This is a genomic window from Halostella limicola (assembly GCF_003675875.1).
Lineage (GTDB): Archaea > Halobacteriota > Halobacteria > Halobacteriales > Natronoarchaeaceae > Halostella > Halostella limicola.
This window is the reverse complement of the sequence record NZ_RCDI01000001.1, coordinates 434,215-448,440: the sequence shown is the minus strand read 5'-3', so window position 1 is coordinate 448,440 and position 14,226 is coordinate 434,215. Positions and strand designations below refer to the sequence as shown.

At 63.2% G+C, this 14,226-nt stretch carries 14 protein-coding genes and 1 tRNA gene; 11 read left to right on the top strand and 4 right to left on the bottom strand.

The genetic code is table 11. The annotated features are described in order from the left end of the window. Nucleotides 1-6 precede the first annotated feature (6 nt). From D8670_RS03395 to D8670_RS03385, 3 genes are all read left to right on the top strand, one after another. On the top strand, nucleotides 7-1,842 hold the full coding sequence (locus tag D8670_RS03395; protein ID WP_121817549.1) for an SLC13 family permease: 1,836 nt from the start codon (nucleotides 7-9) through the stop codon (nucleotides 1,840-1,842). Nucleotides 1,843-1,897: 55 nt separating this feature from the next. Next, nucleotides 1,898-1,970: transfer RNA gene (locus tag D8670_RS03390), tRNA-Pro, on the top strand. 208 nt (nucleotides 1,971-2,178) lie between these two features. Beyond that, the gene (locus tag D8670_RS03385; RefSeq protein ID WP_162994142.1) at nucleotides 2,179-2,610 is read left to right on the top strand and encodes a group I intron-associated PD-(D/E)XK endonuclease; all 432 of its coding nucleotides are present in this window, start codon (nucleotides 2,179-2,181) and stop codon (nucleotides 2,608-2,610) included. Here D8670_RS03385 and D8670_RS03380 read toward each other — a convergent pair whose 3' ends face one another. Further along, nucleotides 2,611-3,450 (bottom strand): aldo/keto reductase, encoded by an 840-nt coding sequence (locus D8670_RS03380; RefSeq protein ID WP_121817548.1) that lies wholly within the window; start codon nucleotides 3,448-3,450, stop codon nucleotides 2,611-2,613. A 166-nt stretch (nucleotides 3,451-3,616) separates the two neighbouring features. Here D8670_RS03380 and D8670_RS03375 point away from each other — a divergent pair, with 166 nt between their 5' ends. The 8 genes from D8670_RS03375 to D8670_RS03340 all read left to right on the top strand — a co-directional run bounded on the left by D8670_RS03375 (nucleotide 3,617) and on the right by D8670_RS03340 (nucleotide 11,882). Further along, on the top strand, nucleotides 3,617-7,123 hold the full coding sequence (locus D8670_RS03375) for an LAGLIDADG family homing endonuclease (protein WP_121816692.1): 3,507 nt from the start codon (nucleotides 3,617-3,619) through the stop codon (nucleotides 7,121-7,123). Further along, entirely contained in the window at nucleotides 7,124-7,402 is a 279-nt protein-coding gene (locus D8670_RS03370; protein ID WP_121816691.1) for a DUF7854 family protein, read from the top strand. Nucleotides 7,403-7,459: 57 nt separating this feature from the next. Next, complete coding sequence (locus D8670_RS03365) at nucleotides 7,460-8,050, top strand: DUF7504 family protein (protein ID WP_121816690.1); 591 nt, start codon at nucleotides 7,460-7,462, stop codon at nucleotides 8,048-8,050. 56 nt (nucleotides 8,051-8,106) lie between these two features. Further along, a complete protein-coding gene (locus D8670_RS03360; RefSeq protein ID WP_121816689.1) occupies nucleotides 8,107-8,445 on the top strand; it encodes a DUF7855 family protein in 339 nt (112 codons plus the stop codon). After that, nucleotides 8,442-9,257 carry a DUF7856 family protein gene (locus D8670_RS03355; RefSeq protein ID WP_121816688.1) on the top strand — a complete coding sequence of 272 codons (816 nt, stop codon included), beginning with the start codon at nucleotides 8,442-8,444 and terminating at the stop codon, nucleotides 9,255-9,257. The genes D8670_RS03360 and D8670_RS03355 overlap by 4 nt, the downstream gene beginning before the upstream one ends. Before the next feature lie 25 nt (nucleotides 9,258-9,282). Next, nucleotides 9,283-10,047 carry a DUF7857 domain-containing protein gene (locus D8670_RS03350; RefSeq protein WP_121816687.1) on the top strand — a complete coding sequence of 255 codons (765 nt, stop codon included), beginning with the start codon at nucleotides 9,283-9,285 and terminating at the stop codon, nucleotides 10,045-10,047. Beyond that, entirely contained in the window at nucleotides 10,044-10,727 is a 684-nt protein-coding gene (locus D8670_RS03345; RefSeq protein WP_121816686.1) for a MinD/ParA family ATP-binding protein, read from the top strand. Before D8670_RS03350 ends, D8670_RS03345 begins: the two co-directional genes overlap by 4 nt. Before the next feature lie 147 nt (nucleotides 10,728-10,874). Next, on the top strand, nucleotides 10,875-11,882 hold the full coding sequence (locus tag D8670_RS03340; protein WP_121816685.1) for a tyrosine-type recombinase/integrase: 1,008 nt from the start codon (nucleotides 10,875-10,877) through the stop codon (nucleotides 11,880-11,882). A 138-nt stretch (nucleotides 11,883-12,020) separates the two neighbouring features. On the opposite strand, the gene D8670_RS03335 is transcribed toward D8670_RS03340, so the two are convergent. The 3 genes from D8670_RS03335 to D8670_RS20605 form a co-directional block, all read right to left on the bottom strand. Then, the gene (locus D8670_RS03335; RefSeq protein ID WP_162994141.1) at nucleotides 12,021-12,551 is read right to left on the bottom strand and encodes a hypothetical protein; all 531 of its coding nucleotides are present in this window, start codon (nucleotides 12,549-12,551) and stop codon (nucleotides 12,021-12,023) included. 183 nt (nucleotides 12,552-12,734) lie between these two features. Next, nucleotides 12,735-13,415 (bottom strand): DUF8164 family protein, encoded by a 681-nt coding sequence (locus D8670_RS20610; RefSeq protein WP_162994140.1) that lies wholly within the window; start codon nucleotides 13,413-13,415, stop codon nucleotides 12,735-12,737. A 307-nt stretch (nucleotides 13,416-13,722) separates the two neighbouring features. Continuing rightward, on the bottom strand, nucleotides 13,723-14,070 hold the full coding sequence (locus D8670_RS20605; protein ID WP_162994139.1) for a hypothetical protein: 348 nt from the start codon (nucleotides 14,068-14,070) through the stop codon (nucleotides 13,723-13,725). Between the last annotated feature and the right edge of the window lie 156 nt (nucleotides 14,071-14,226).

Below are 14,226 nucleotides of genomic sequence, written 5' to 3'. Positions count from 1 at the left end.
CCGGCTATCCTCGTCGTGTTCGCGATCATCCTCGCCGCGCTCGTCCTGTTCGCGACCGAGGCGGTCCCCGTCGACATCACTGCGCTCGGGGTCATGGTCACCCTCCTACTGGTTGACCCGGTCACTGGCGCGCTCGCCGAGGCCGGCCTGCTGTCGGAAGGGATCTCGGTGCTCGACTCCCCCCAGCAGGGCGTCTCCGGGTTCGCGAGCACAGCGACGATCACCGTGCTCGCGATGTTCATCCTGAGCGAGGGCGTCCAGCGGACGGGCATCGTCCAGATCCTCGGCCGGCGGATCGCAACCTACACCGGTGAGGACGAGGGGAAGCAACTCGGCGCGACCATCGGCGTCGTCGGCCCGATCTCGGGCTTTATCAACAACACCGCCGCGGTCGCGATCCTGCTGCCCATGGTCACGAACCTCGCGCACGAGGGGAAGACGTCGCCGTCGAAGCTGCTCATCCCCCTCTCCTACGCGTCGATGTTCGGCGGGACGCTGACGCTCATCGGCACGTCGACGAACATCCTCGCCAGCGACATCATGGCCCGGCCGGAGTTTCTCGGCCGCGGGTTCGGCATGTTCGAGTTCACCGCGCTCGGACTGTTCGTCAGCGCCATCGGCACCGTCTACCTCCTCACCGTCGGCCGGTGGCTCCTCCCCGAGCGCATCAAGGTCGCCGAGGACCTGACCGAGGAGTTCGAGATGGGCGAGTACCTCACCGAGGTCGTCGTCCGGGAGGACTCCCCGCTGGTCGGGGAGACCGTCCGCGAAGTGCTCCGGGAGACCGACTACGACCTCGACCTCGTCCAGCTCATCCGCGGCGACAAGGTGTTCATGGAGCCGCTCGCCCCGAAGACCATCCGCGCGGGCGACATCTTCGCCATCCGGACCGACCGGGACACCTTACTGGAACTCAGCGACGAGGAGAGCCTCGACCTCCTGCCGGAGGTGACCGTCGACGAGGAGGAACTGGAGGCCGCCACCGAGGCGCAGAACCTCGTCGAAGTGATCATCCCGCCCGGGTCGTCGCTGCTCGGCGAGACGCTCGTGTCGTCGAACTTCCGCCAGCGCTACGACGCGACGGTGCTCGCCCTCCGTCGCGGCGGCGACGTGCTCCGGAAACGCCTCGACCACGTCCCGCTCCGGATCGGCGACACGCTGCTCGTCCAGGCGACGCCCGACAGCATCGACCGCCTCGACCGCAACCGCGATTTCACCGTCGCCCGCGAAGTCGAGCGACGCACCTTCCGCGAGTCGAAGATCCCGGTCGCGCTCGGCATCGTCGCGGCCGTCGTCGCCGTCGCCGCCGTCGACTTCCTCCCGATCATGGTCGCGGCGCTCGCGGGCGCGCTGTTGATGGTGCTGACGGGGTGTCTCGAACCCAACGAGGTGTACGAGTCCGTCCAGTGGGACGTGATCGTCCTGCTCGCTGGCGTCATCCCGCTCGGCCTCGCCATGGAGAACTCCGGCGCCGCCGAGCTCATCGCCGACGTCATCGTCGGCAGCGCGTCGGCGCTTCCCGCCGTGGCCGTGCTCGGCCTGCTGTACGTCGTCACCGCGCTCCTGACGAACGTCATCAGCAACAACGCGAGCGTCGTCCTCATGGTGCCCGTCGCCTTCGAGGCCGCCCAGCGGCTCGGCGCGAGCGAGTTCTCGTTCATCCTCGCGGTCACCTTCGCCGCCAGCACCGCCTTCATGACGCCCGTCGGCTACCAGACCAACCTCTTCGTCTACGGCCCCGGCGGCTACCGCTTCACCGACTACCTGAAGGTCGGCGGCCCCCTGCAACTGCTGTTCGCCGTCGCGACGACGGCCGGCATCGCGGTGCTGTGGGGCGTGTGACGGTGGCGGGGAGTAGCGAAACCCTTTACACTGGGTCGCGCGAATGAGTAGTTGCGGGATCGTGGGGTAGCTTGGTATCCTTTTGCGTTTGGGACGCAATAACCCCGGTTCGAATCCGGGCGATCCCATACGATTCTGCGCGGAACAGTGTGAGGGCGAATCGTCCGTCTCCCAGTCGAACCCGCAAGTCGAGCGGAGCGGTTCTTCCTCCGGGTCGAGTCCGGACGGTCGCACTGCTCTCGCGCAGTCCTTGCTGAGCACCATCGAGCGACGGCGATCGACGGCGGGGCGCTAATCGCACAGGTTTTTGTACGAAGCCGAGGCCAGCCGTCCCCAGTGCCACCGACACTGGAATCTCACGAGAAGGGCGACGCCACCGAGGCCGTCGTCGTCGCGGAACTCAAACGCCGAGCGATCCCGGTCGCGAGGCCCTTCGGCGACAACCAGCGGTACGACGCCGTCGTCGAGACGCCTGACGGAGAGCTTCTCAAGATCCAGATTAAGACGGGCTGGCTCGCGGACGGGAAGGTCCACTTCCACGGGAAGTCCCAGCACACCAACTCGACGGGCAACGTCTACGAGCGCTACGACGGCGACGTAGACTCCTTCGTCGTGTACTCCGACGACCTCGACGAACTCTACCTTATCGACGAGGGCGAGTTCGAGACGAAGATGGCGCTCCGCGTCGACCCTCCGAAACAGCCGGACAGTTCGATCAACTGGGCCGACGACTACGCCTTCGACGCGAACTGGCCGCCCGCGCCGTAGCTACTCCGAGATGCCGTACACGTCGCCGCTCCAGTCGCGGGCGGGGAAGTCGTACACCGGGTCGTCGCGGTCGGCCTCGTCGAGGCGGCGGCGGTCCTCGTCGGCCAGTTCCCAGTCGAACAGTTCGAGGTTCTGCCGGACGTGCTCGGGCGAGGAGGACTTCGGGAGGACGACGACGTCGTTCTCGACGGCCCACTTCAGGGCGATCTGGGCGGGCGACTTGTCGTACTGTTCGGCGAGTTCCCGCACGGCGTCGTTCTCGAAGATATCGGTGCGGGCCAGCGGCGCGGCGGCCTCGACCACGGTGTCGGTCTCGCGGCAGTAGTCGACGAGGTCGGGCCGCTGGAACCGGGGGTGGAACTCGATCTGGTTGACGGCGATGGGGACGTCCGAGACGTGGTGGGCGGCGCTCAGCTGGTAGGCGCTGAAGTTCGACACGCCGACGTTGCGGACCTTGCCCTCGTCGTGGAGTTTCTCCATAGCGGAGAGCGTCTCGCGCAGCGAGATGGCGGGGTTGGGCCAGTGGATGAGGTAGAGGTCGAGATAGTCGGTGCCGAGGCGGTCGAGCGACGCCTCGCAGGAGCTGAGGACGTCCTCGTAGCCGAGGTTCTTCGGCAGGACCTTCGAGGTGAGAAAGACGTCGTCGCGGTCGTAGTCGGCGAGGACGTCGCCGATCTCCGCCTCGTTCATGTACCCCTCGGCAGTGTCGACGTGGGTGTAGCCGGCGTCGAGCGCGGCGCGGACCGACTCGCGGACGGTGTCGCCCTCGATGTCCCACGTGCCGACGCCGACGACGGGGAGGTCGTCGCCGCTGGGCAACGTCACGGATGGTACGGACATGATCACCCGAGACGACGGGGATGACGCTGTTAACGGTGGTGGTACCGGCCATCGCGTTGGGACGCGCCGGAGTCGTTTCTGAGGGGTTCAGTGACCGGGGTGCCGCTTCACTTCCGCTTCGGGGTTTGCGAAGGTTCATAGGGGATCCGGGACTACCCAGTGGTGAATGGCCCAGGCGGAGAACGCGGAACTGGTCGACTCGTTCGAGCAGTTCTACCGGAGCTACTACCGCGACGAGATCGGGAAACTCGCCCAGCAGTACCCGAACGAACGGCGGTCGCTGTACGTCGACTGGCAGGACCTCTACCGCTACGACCCCGACCTGGCCGACGACTACCTCTCGAAGCCCGAACAGCTGCGGGAGTACGCGGAGGAGGCGCTCCGACTGTACGACCTCCCCGTCGACGTGAGCCTCGGGCAGGCCCACGTCCGGATCCGGAACCTCCCCGAGACGACGGAGATCCGGGAGATCCGCGCCCGGCACGTGAACAAGCTCGTGTCGGTCCGCGGCATCGTCCGCAAGGCGACGGACGTCCGGCCGAAGATCGAGGAGGCCGCCTTCGAGTGCCAGCGCTGCGGTACGCTCACGCGCGTCCCGCAGTCCAGCGGCGACTTCCAGGAGCCCCACGAGTGTCAGGGCTGCGAGCGGCAGGGACCGTTCCAGATCAACTTCGACCAGTCCGAGTTCGTCGACGCCCAGAAGATCCGCGTCCAGGAGAGCCCCGAGGGGCTGCGCGGCGGCGAGACGCCGCAGGCGATCGACGTCCACGTCGAGGACGACATCACCGGCGAGGTGACGCCCGGCGACCACGTCGCCGCCACCGGCGTCCTCAACCTCGAACAGCAGGGCAACCAGCAGGAGAAGTCGCCCATCTTCGACGTGTACATGGACGGCGTCTCCGTCGAGATCGAGGAGGAGCAGTTCGAGGACATGGAGATCACGGAGGACGACAAGCAGTCCATCGTCGAACTCTCCGGCCAGCCGGACATCTACGAGAAGATGGTCGGCTCCATCGCCCCCTCCATCTACGGCTACGACCAGGAGAAGCTCGCGATGATCCTCCAGTTGTTCTCGGGCGTGACGAAGCACCTGCCCGACGGGTCGCGAATTCGTGGCGACTTGCATATGCTTTTGATAGGAGATCCGGGTACGGGGAAGTGTCTGGATGGGGATACTCGGGTCACGCTTAGCGACGGCCGCGACGTTCCGATCCGCGAACTCGTCGAGGAGAACCTCGACGATCCGAAGCCGATAGACGACGGCGTATGGGACGAAGCGGACTTCGAGGTACCGTCACTCACCGACGACGGGGGGGTCGAATCTCGACGTGCGACGAAGGTATGGAAGCGCGAAGCGCCGGAGACGATGTACCGGATACGGACGTCCAGTGGACACGAACTGGAAGTGACCCCGTCGCATCCCCTGTTCGTTCAGTCGGACGGTCGATTTGCGCCGGTACGGGCAGAGAACCTTTCAGAAGGAGAGTTCGTTGCGTCGCCCCGCACGTGTCCGGTCGCGGGCGATGACACACTCGACGTTGATTTCCGTCCGTCGGAATCATACAATGCGGTTCAACTTGACCTGCCGAATGAGTGGACGCCGAAGCTTGCACGACTAATCGGGTACATCGTCGCGGAGGGGTACGTTGAGCAGCGCGACGATAACACCGGTTACGTCTCGATAACGAACAACGACCCTGAGGTTCTCGACGACGTCGCCGACGCGCTCGCTGATCTCGGACTGAATTACAGCGAACGAGAGCCTTACGAAGGGAAAGACGCGAGGGAGATCATCTGTTCCTCCGGTGAGTTCGTGAGCTTCCTCGCGAATCTCGAACCGGCACTGCTGGATGGATCCAAAGACCAGCGCGTTCCGGCAGCGATCCAAACAGCCGAAAAGGAAACGAGGTGTTCGTTCCTGCAAGCATTTATCGAAGGCGAAGGACACGTTTCTCGCTCACAGCGAGAAGTGTCGGTCGCCTCGATGAGCGAGCGACTCTTAGAAGACGTTCGGTCGTTGCTGATCACGCTCGGTATCGATAGCCAGCTTCAGGAACGACACAACGGTAGCTATCGACTTCGGGTCAGCGGCCGCGATCTCAGTCGGTACGTCGAGACAATCGGATTCGTTACGCCGAGGAAGTCAGAGGCCGCCGCCGAGTTCGCCGACGTCGACGGGAACACGAACACCGACGTAGTCCCGATCGGTGACACGCTCCGACGAGTCCGAGAGGACCTCGGGCTCGCACAGACTGACTGTGGTATCCCCCGATCCACGTACCAACATTACGAGCGCGGACGGCGGAATCCGAGTCGCGAAAGTCTCAAGCAGATAGTCGAAGCGTTCGAATCGGCGGTTGCGGAGCAGCCTCGAATAGATGAAGTCGCTCCCGACGGCGGGGTTACTCTCGCTGAAACGATCGCGTCACTGCGGAATCTCGCACACGGCGACGTCGGGTGGGACCGTATCGTGTCGATCGAAGCCGTTGGACCTGACGACGATTGGGTGTACGACCTCGAAGTCGCGGGGACCCACAGCTACGTCTCGAACGGAGTGATCTCCCACAACTCCCAAATGCTATCATATATCCAAAATATTGCCCCGCGATCGGTGTACACCTCGGGGAAGGGCTCCTCCTCGGCCGGTCTCACGGCCGCCGCGGTCCGCGACGACTTCGGCGACGGCCAGCAGTGGACGCTGGAGGCGGGCGCGCTGGTGCTCGCCGACCAGGGCATCGCCGCGGTGGACGAGCTCGACAAGATGGCCGCGGACGACCGCTCGGCGATGCACGAGGCGCTCGAACAGCAGAAGATCAGCGTCTCGAAGGCCGGCATCAACGCCACCCTCAAGTCCCGCTGCTCGCTGCTCGGCGCGGCGAACCCGAAGTACGGCCGGTTCGACCAGTACGAGTCCATCGGCGAGCAGATCGACCTCGAACCCGCGCTCATCTCCCGGTTCGACCTCATCTTCACCGTCACGGACCAGCCCGACGAGGAGGAGGACAAGAACCTCGCCGAGCACATCCTGACGACGAACTACGCCGGCGAGCTGAACACCCAGCGCAACGAGATGGCGTCGCCCGACGTCTCCCGCGAGGAGGTCGAGGACGTCACCGAGGAGGTCGACCCCGTCATCGACGCCGAACTCCTCCGGAAGTACGTCGCCTACGCGAAGCAGAACTGCCACCCGCGGATGACCGACGAGGCCCGGGAGGCGATCCGGGACTTCTACGTCGACCTGCGCGCGAAGGGCCAGGACGAGGACGCGCCCGTCCCCGTCACCGCCCGGAAGCTGGAGGCGCTGGTCCGACTGGCGGAGGCGAGCGCTCGCGTGCGCCTCTCCGACACCGTGAGCCTGGAGGACGCAGAGCGCGTCATCGAGATCGTCCGGTCCTGTCTGCAGGACATCGGCGTCGATCCCGAGACGGGGCAGTTCGACGCAGACGTGGTCGAGACCGGGACCTCGAAGTCCCAGCGCGACCGGATCAAGAACCTGAAACAGCTCATCGGCGACATCGAGGAGGAGTACGACGAGGGCGCGCCGGTCGACGTCGTGATGGAGCGGGCCGACGAGATCGGCATGGACCACTCGAAGGCCGAACACGAGATCGAGAAGCTGAAGCAGAAAGGCGAGGTGTACGAGCCCCGCACCGACCACCTCCGGACGACGTAGATGGACCGTATCTCCGCCCTCCGCAACATCGAGGACGCCCTCGCGACCTACGAGCGCGGCGAGACGGATCTCGCGAGCCTCGAAGGCGAGGTTCGGGGCGTGCTGCGGACCTTCGCCACCGAGTTCGAGGACGACCTGACCGCCTACCGCGCCGCCGGCGACGACCGCGTCGACGGCCTGGTCATCGTGGCGGAGTCGCGGGCGGAAGCCCGGGAGCGCGTGCGCGAACTGGTCGACGGCGAGGTCGACCCGACCGTCGAACGCCTCGAGCGCGATTGAGGCGACCGGAACGGTTTTACCCGGCCGCGATATGCTACGGAACGTCGAAGAATCGCCATGACGGATCCCCTCGCATCTCTCGACGACGCGTCGTCCATCCTGTTTCTCACGCCGTCGCTCGGCGACGCGACGAACGACACCTGCATTCGCCTTCTGGACCCGACGGAGCCGGCGGCGACGAACGTCCTCTTCGTCACGTTCACCGGTTCGCCGCGGGACCGGCTCGAGGCGTGGATCGACCGCGCCGGGGGGCGGCCGGCGACCGCGCACGTCGTCACGGCCGGCGAGACGGCCGGGCGCTCGGACGGCGACGGGCCCGCGCCGGACTCGGTCGAGCGAGTCGGAACGCCGAGCGACCTCACGGGGATCAGTATCCGCGTCAGCGAGGTGCTGAGCGAGTGGAGCGATACCGATGCGAACAGCGTCGTCTGTTTCGACTCGATCACCGCCCTCCTGCAGTACGTCGACGTGGAGACGGCCTACGAGTTCCTCCACGTGCTGACGGGCCGCCTGTACGCGTTCGGGGCCAAGGGGCACTTCCACCTCGACCCCGGGGCGCACCCGGACATGACCGTCGCCCGCATCCAGACGCTGTTCGACGCCATGGTAGAGGCGGACGGCGACGACCTCGCCGTCCGCAGGCAGTGACGCCGCGGAGTTTTCGTGTGGAAAGATACTAAAATTATCAGGGAGTAACTGCGGGCGTGCTGCTGATCGTCACGTACTCGCGGGGAGCGCGCCAGACGCTGCGGAACGTCTGTTCGACGCACGGGGAGACCGTCGTCCGACGCTTCGGCCGGGCGGCCCTCCTCGCGGAGACGGAGTTCGGGGCGCTGCTGGCGCTGCGCCTCCGCGAGAAACACGGCGGCGACGTCCAGATCGAGCACACCGAGCCGTTCAACGAGTTCGCCGCGGTACCGGCGGCGGTCCGCGACGCGGCGGCGGCCTACGAGAACCGAGACGCGCAGAGTACGCCGTACGCCAAGTTCGCCACCGGCACGGACCACCCCGCCCCGTGCGACCTGCGGGACAGCGACCTGTGAGAGTCGACCGCGACGGCGCGGTCCGTCGAGGGCGGGCCGTCGACCTCCGCGAGGCGGCCGTCGACGCCGCGGCAGCCGAGCGGGCCGTCCGCGAGGGGACGTGGGTGAGCTGTCTCGAACCGGGGCCGATTCACGACCGCGTCTCGCCGGTCGAGCCCGGGATGGCCCTGTCCGTCCGGGCCGCATTGGCGGACGCCGCTCGGACCCGAGATGTGGCGGCGCCGCAGGACGACGCGCTCGCCGGCGTTCGAGCCGAACTCGCCGCCCTCGACCCGCCGGCCGTCGACTGTGCGGAGGCGCGGCGGCGCGTCGCCGAGGCGGGCGAGAGGGAGGCCGCGCTCGCCGAGCGCGTGAGCGAACTCCGGGGGAAGCTGACGGCGCTGGAGGAGCGGGGTGACGATGCGGACGACGCGCGGGCCGAGCGAGAGGCGGCCGTCGAGCGCCTCGCGGAGGTCCGAACTGAGCGCATCGCCGCCGAGCAGGCGCTCTCGCAGGCCCGCGATCGGGCGCGGGAAGCGCGGGACGCCCGAGCGCGACGACTCCGACTGGAGGACCGGGCGAAGAACCTCAGACGGGACGCCCGCGACCACCTCGCGGCGTCGGTGCGGGACGCGTTCGCGGCCGCCGTCGACGCCGTGCCGGGCCGCGGCGAGGTCGGCGAGGCGGGCGAGTTCGCGGGCGATCCCGTTACGGCGGCGTTGGCGGTCGTCCGCGTCGCCAACGTGGACGCGCCGGTCGTGCTCGCCTGCGACCGCTTCGAGTCGGCAGCGGCGGCCGCCGAACGCCTCGACGCACCCGTCCTCAGAGTTTAAGTACGATTCCGCGGCCAGCGCCCCCATGGTCGAGTTAGCGTGTCGGACCGAGCGGCGGGACGGGGTGACGCTCGTGGAGGCGGTCGTCGAGAACGACGGCGGGGTGACGCGGCGGGTGCGACTCGAATCCACGCTCGACGGGCCGGCGTGGCCGCCGCGCCGCCGCGGCGTGCCGGTCGACGACTGGAACGCCGACGCCGTCGCGCGGACGCTCGCGCCGGGCGAACGCGCTGGCGTGGGGTTCGCCAGCCCCGCGCCGCCCGCGTCGCCGCCGGTGCGGGTCGCGGAGAGCCGACGCGTCGAGGCGGGCGGAGAGGGGGACGCAAGCGGCGAGGGAGGCGAAGCGACCGACGCGGCCGACGTGGTTCGGCGTCTCGGCGACCCGTCGCCGCCGCGGGACGCGGTGCCGCCGAGTGACCCCGAAGCCGGCGCGAAAGCGGTCGCCGAAGCGACGAGCGAGGGAAACGACGGGGAGAGAGACGGGACCAGGCACGAGGGAAGAGCCGGGACGGGGGACGAAGGCGTTCCCGCTCCCGTCGCCGAGTGGTTCGCCGCCGTCGAGGAGCGCGTCGAGGCGGCCGAGAGCTGCGCGGCGGCGACGACGCTCCCCGAGGCGACGCGCGCGGTCGAGGACGCGGGGGACCTTGCCGCCGTCGAGTCGGCGCTCGACCGACTCGCGGCGGACGCCGCGGCGCTCCGAGCGGCAAGCCGTCGATCCGAGTCGCTCGCCGACCGCGCCGAAGCCGTCGATGGGGAAGTTCCCGTGGCGGCGCTCCGGACGCTGTCGTGATCCTCGCGGTCGCCGGCGGCAAGGGCGGCGTCGGCAAGTCGACGGTGTCGCTGAACCTCGCCGCCGAACTCGACGCCGTCGCGGTCGACGCGGACCTGGGGATGGCGGACCTGCCCGAGTCCCGCGGGCCGGACCTGCACGACGTGCTCGCCGGGCGGGCCGACCCCGTCGAGGCGGTCCGCGAGGGCGGCCCCGTCGACCTGTTGTCCTGCGGCCGGACGCTCGCCGGCGCGCGGGCCGCCGACCCGACCGCGCTCGCGGACGCTATCGGGGCCGTCGAAGACGCCTACGGGCCCGTCGTCGTGGACTGCCCGGCGGGGATGGCGGCAGACGCCGGCCTCCCGCTGTTCGCCGCGGACCGCTGCATGCTGGTGGCGCTCCCGGACGCGTTCGCGGTGGCGGACGTCGTCCGGACACGGGCGCTCGCCCGGGAACTCGACGCCGGACTCAGCCGCGTCGTGTTGAACCGGGCCGGGCGCGACCCGCCGACGGACCGCGTCGAGCGAGCGCTCGGCGCGCCGGTGACAGCGGTCCCGGATTCGGCGGTGGTCGAGCGGGCTCAGCGGGCCGGGAAACCGGTGACGGCCGTCGCCCCGGAGAGTACGGCCGCGGATGGGTTTCGGGAGTTGGCGGCCACGCTCACAGCGGGGCCAGCAGGACGGCGAGGGCGACGGCGATGAACGCCACCTTCAGGCCCGTGTTCACCGCTATCACCTTCGAGCCGAACCTCGCACCCAGTTGGTGGCTGCATCGGGGTGCCGACTCACGCGGTGACTCGACACACTCGGGTCGCCAGATGCCTGCCGACATGTGGTTCGGAGATAACCATGAACGAATCCGAGCTACAACCCATCGAACCACGCAACGCGGTAGAGATGTATCTCCATGAACGAGAGCCCGAGTTAGCTGTAAAGACAGTCGAAAACATCCGCAATCACTTGGGGCACTTTACCGAATGGTGTGACCAAGAGGAAATTGACGATATGACAGAGCTGACTGGCCGTACTCTGCATGAATATCGGCTATGGAGACAGGATGGAATCGCTCAGACCACACTTAGCATTAACCTGTCGTCACTCCGTAAGTTTATCCGATGGTGTGAAGGAATCGACGCTGTCGATGATGGCCTTGCAGATAAAGTGATCCTGCCGTCACGAAATCGTGCTGACGAAGCGAGAGACACCATGCTGGCCGCGGATGATGCCGAACAGATGTTACAGCACCTGCGGAAGTATGACTACGCCAGTCGGACGCATGCGCTACTTGAACTGATGTGGCACTGTGGTTGCCGTAAGGGAACCATCCGAGCCCTTGATCTTGATGACTTCCATTCAAGGAAACAGACGATCGAGATCCGTCATCGACCGCCAGAAACACCGCTGAAGAACCAACAACGGGGCCAGCTGACTATTGCGCTCAATGAGCAGGTGAATACTGTATTGAAGGACTACGTCGATGTCCATCGTATCGAGAAAAGTGACGAAGAGGGACGAGATCCATTGTTTACTACTCGCTATGGCCGCATCTCGAAATCCGCCATAAAGAATGCTACCTATACAATGACCCGACCCTGTATCTATGGATCTTGTCCTCATAGCCGTGATACAGCAGACTGTGAAGCAATAGACGATAACAGTGCATCCCTTTGTCCAAGTAGCGTCTCTCCTCATCCGATTCGTCGAGGAAGCATTACCCACCATTTACTCAATGACGTGCCAGAAACAGCCGTGAGTGATCGCTGTGATGTGAGCAAGGATGTATTGGACCATCACTACGATCAGCGGACAGAGGACGAAAAAGCAGAACAACGTCGCCAATTTCTATCGAATATTTAGCTTACCTCCCTAGGGTGCATGAACAGTGACATCGGAAATTTAGCCCAGTGCGAAAGTGACCTACTTTTCACGCTAGTAGGTGCGATGATCACAATGGTAGCGGGAGGTGGAGGTGCGGCGGCTTCGTAGGTTGAGGCTCTATTTCACGTCAAACCAGTAGTCTAGTCGTCGTGTTAAGGAGGCGCCACCAAAGCTGAATCCGATTTCAGGGCTCTTCACGATAAACTCGTTGACCCGAATATCACGCGAAAGACGGTAGTGGAGTTTGTCCTCATCGTCCAGCAGTGCGAGATTGAGGAGCACGGCTAAAATGACTACTCCAGTGGCGGGGAGGGAGCCATCCCCAAGAATAGCAGAGAAAACCCACTCGATATGTGGGTACAAAATAATGGCTCCTACTACGAGCGAGGAGTATCCAACATGTGATATCTGGTAGTAGTCCTTACTGAGACTTTCTTGATAGAAGTAGTGGATGAACCCCCATATCCCGAGGAGTAACCCAAGGTCTGCATATAGCCCAAGCCAGAATCCCGACTCACCGATAGTCAGGAAATGGACGTTGAGAGCCAGCACGTTCGTAAAACACGTTACTCGACTCACGTAGTGTTTCTCGACCACATACCCGATAAGGAGTAGGGATAGTTCGGGGAGGAGGATCGCTATTGACATCGGGAGTAGGTCAATCAGCATAGAGAGAATGTTCATTATCCATATACTACTAGATTACCCTTCGATATGTTCCATTCACGTCGTGGGGGCAAATCCACCCCTGGCCTGCCTACGTATGGGGCTCGCCCACTTTCTAATCTTGATGGGGTCGGGGAATGAGGATCAGAATCAGTATAGATACACTTAAAAACCAATTGTATTCCATGCCTGAATAAGGAGACTGAGAGTGGCAACTAGTACAATAATTATTCCTGCTCTGCTTACCCAAGGCTCCCGACGTTCACGGGCATTATTAATGTGAAGCATAGTTTTCTTGTGATCCTGTAAAACGTTTTCATTATCACCATACGTGAACGTATAGTGAATTGGATAGTCTCCTGCATCCGCGTCTTCTGAAGTATATAATTTAAGTTGAAGAAACGGGCATCCAGCAAAGGTGACCTCACTTGAAAGTTGAGGGTATGAATAATCCGTAGTTCGTAATGGTGAAATCATCTCGGGTTCAAAGATAGCCGTTGCTCCCCAGGCTCCTATATCATGATTCTCGGGGGGAGTATTTCTACTTTGTAGCGTGTGATATGCAGAAGCCTCGATCGTTTGTATACTGTGGCCCAATTCTCCTTTTTCCTCATTTTCTGTAATCAAGTCTGGAAATGGATAATGAACTTGGAGTTTTGAGTTAGAAAAGTGACCATGTCCAACGATATAGATGTCAATTTCGTATGGGTCTCCTGGATCTACATTCGACTTTTTCGGCACTGGGATTAGAGTATATTCAGGAGGAATATCCTGCATTTCATCCCACACATCGGTAAGATAATTAATCTCTCCAGTATCTGGATCATGTACGGGATTTGTACTCATATCTCACCATGAACAACCCAAACCGTGTTAATTATTATCCCATTATACTGAACACAGTACAAGTAATTACTGACCGAACGGGTTTCCGTGCAGACTCGTTCGCTCAAGCGGAGAATATCGCCGCAAGTAACCTGTGCAACAGATGCGTCAGGAGCGTGGAGAGTAGAACAACGCAGTGGATAACCCACACGTATCTCTATCCCATCTAATATTACTCACAGTCGGTTTGAGAGATGACCAAGTAGTTATAATCCTCTATGATAAATTCACCTCAGAACAGTGCTCAGCGGCTTACAAACTCTCTATATTACAGGGGGAAACCGTACACAAGCGCCAATATTACAGGAATTGCACCGTATAGCAGTAGAGCGAGCTTGTAGAATTCAGTAGGTAGAGAAGTTCTGCTAAGATACGATAGGGCTGCGATGGCTGTAAATGGAACAGCAACAATTGAATACATTCTCCACATCTCAGGGAGCTGTCCCCAAATTGGATACGCAGCTCCAATAACTATTGCTCCAGCACTAGCAATCCCTACTCGTCCAATATGTCCCTGTCTGGATTGCTGGACTGCGGCTAGGCCGAGGGCACCAATTGTCAACTGAAGTGAGACTGGTAGTTCCATGAACTCTTGTATGAGATTTTTCACGGACATGTTTCTAAAGAAAGCAGACAGATGTATAAATGTCACCAATCCAGAGTGAAAGTGAAAACCCGAGTAACGGAAACATCAATCCCCCCGAAGCGGTCTGGTTTGTGTGAGGAATGTGGTAATCCACTTACCAAGGATGATTTTGAGACGTACTGTCCT

What these genes read in the sequence shown, in the direction of transcription:
- D8670_RS03350 (WP_121816687.1), top strand. Translation starts at nt 9,283, where the DNA reads ATGGTCGAGTTAGCGTGTCGGACCGAGCGGCGGGACGGGGTGACGCTC.
- D8670_RS20610 (WP_162994140.1), bottom strand. Translation starts at nt 13,415, where the DNA reads ATGAGTACAAATCCCGTACATGATCCAGATACTGGAGAGATTAATTAT.
- D8670_RS03340 (WP_121816685.1), top strand. Translation starts at nt 10,875, where the DNA reads ATGAACGAATCCGAGCTACAACCCATCGAACCACGCAACGCGGTAGAG.
- D8670_RS20605 (WP_162994139.1), bottom strand. Translation starts at nt 14,070, where the DNA reads ATGTCCGTGAAAAATCTCATACAAGAGTTCATGGAACTACCAGTCTCA.
- D8670_RS03365 (WP_121816690.1), top strand. Translation starts at nt 7,460, where the DNA reads ATGACGGATCCCCTCGCATCTCTCGACGACGCGTCGTCCATCCTGTTT.
- D8670_RS03380 (WP_121817548.1), bottom strand. Translation starts at nt 3,450, where the DNA reads ATGTCCGTACCATCCGTGACGTTGCCCAGCGGCGACGACCTCCCCGTC.
- D8670_RS03335 (WP_162994141.1), bottom strand. Translation starts at nt 12,551, where the DNA reads ATGTCAATAGCGATCCTCCTCCCCGAACTATCCCTACTCCTTATCGGG.
- D8670_RS03370 (WP_121816691.1), top strand. Translation starts at nt 7,124, where the DNA reads ATGGACCGTATCTCCGCCCTCCGCAACATCGAGGACGCCCTCGCGACC.
- D8670_RS03375 (WP_121816692.1), top strand. Translation starts at nt 3,617, where the DNA reads ATGGCCCAGGCGGAGAACGCGGAACTGGTCGACTCGTTCGAGCAGTTC.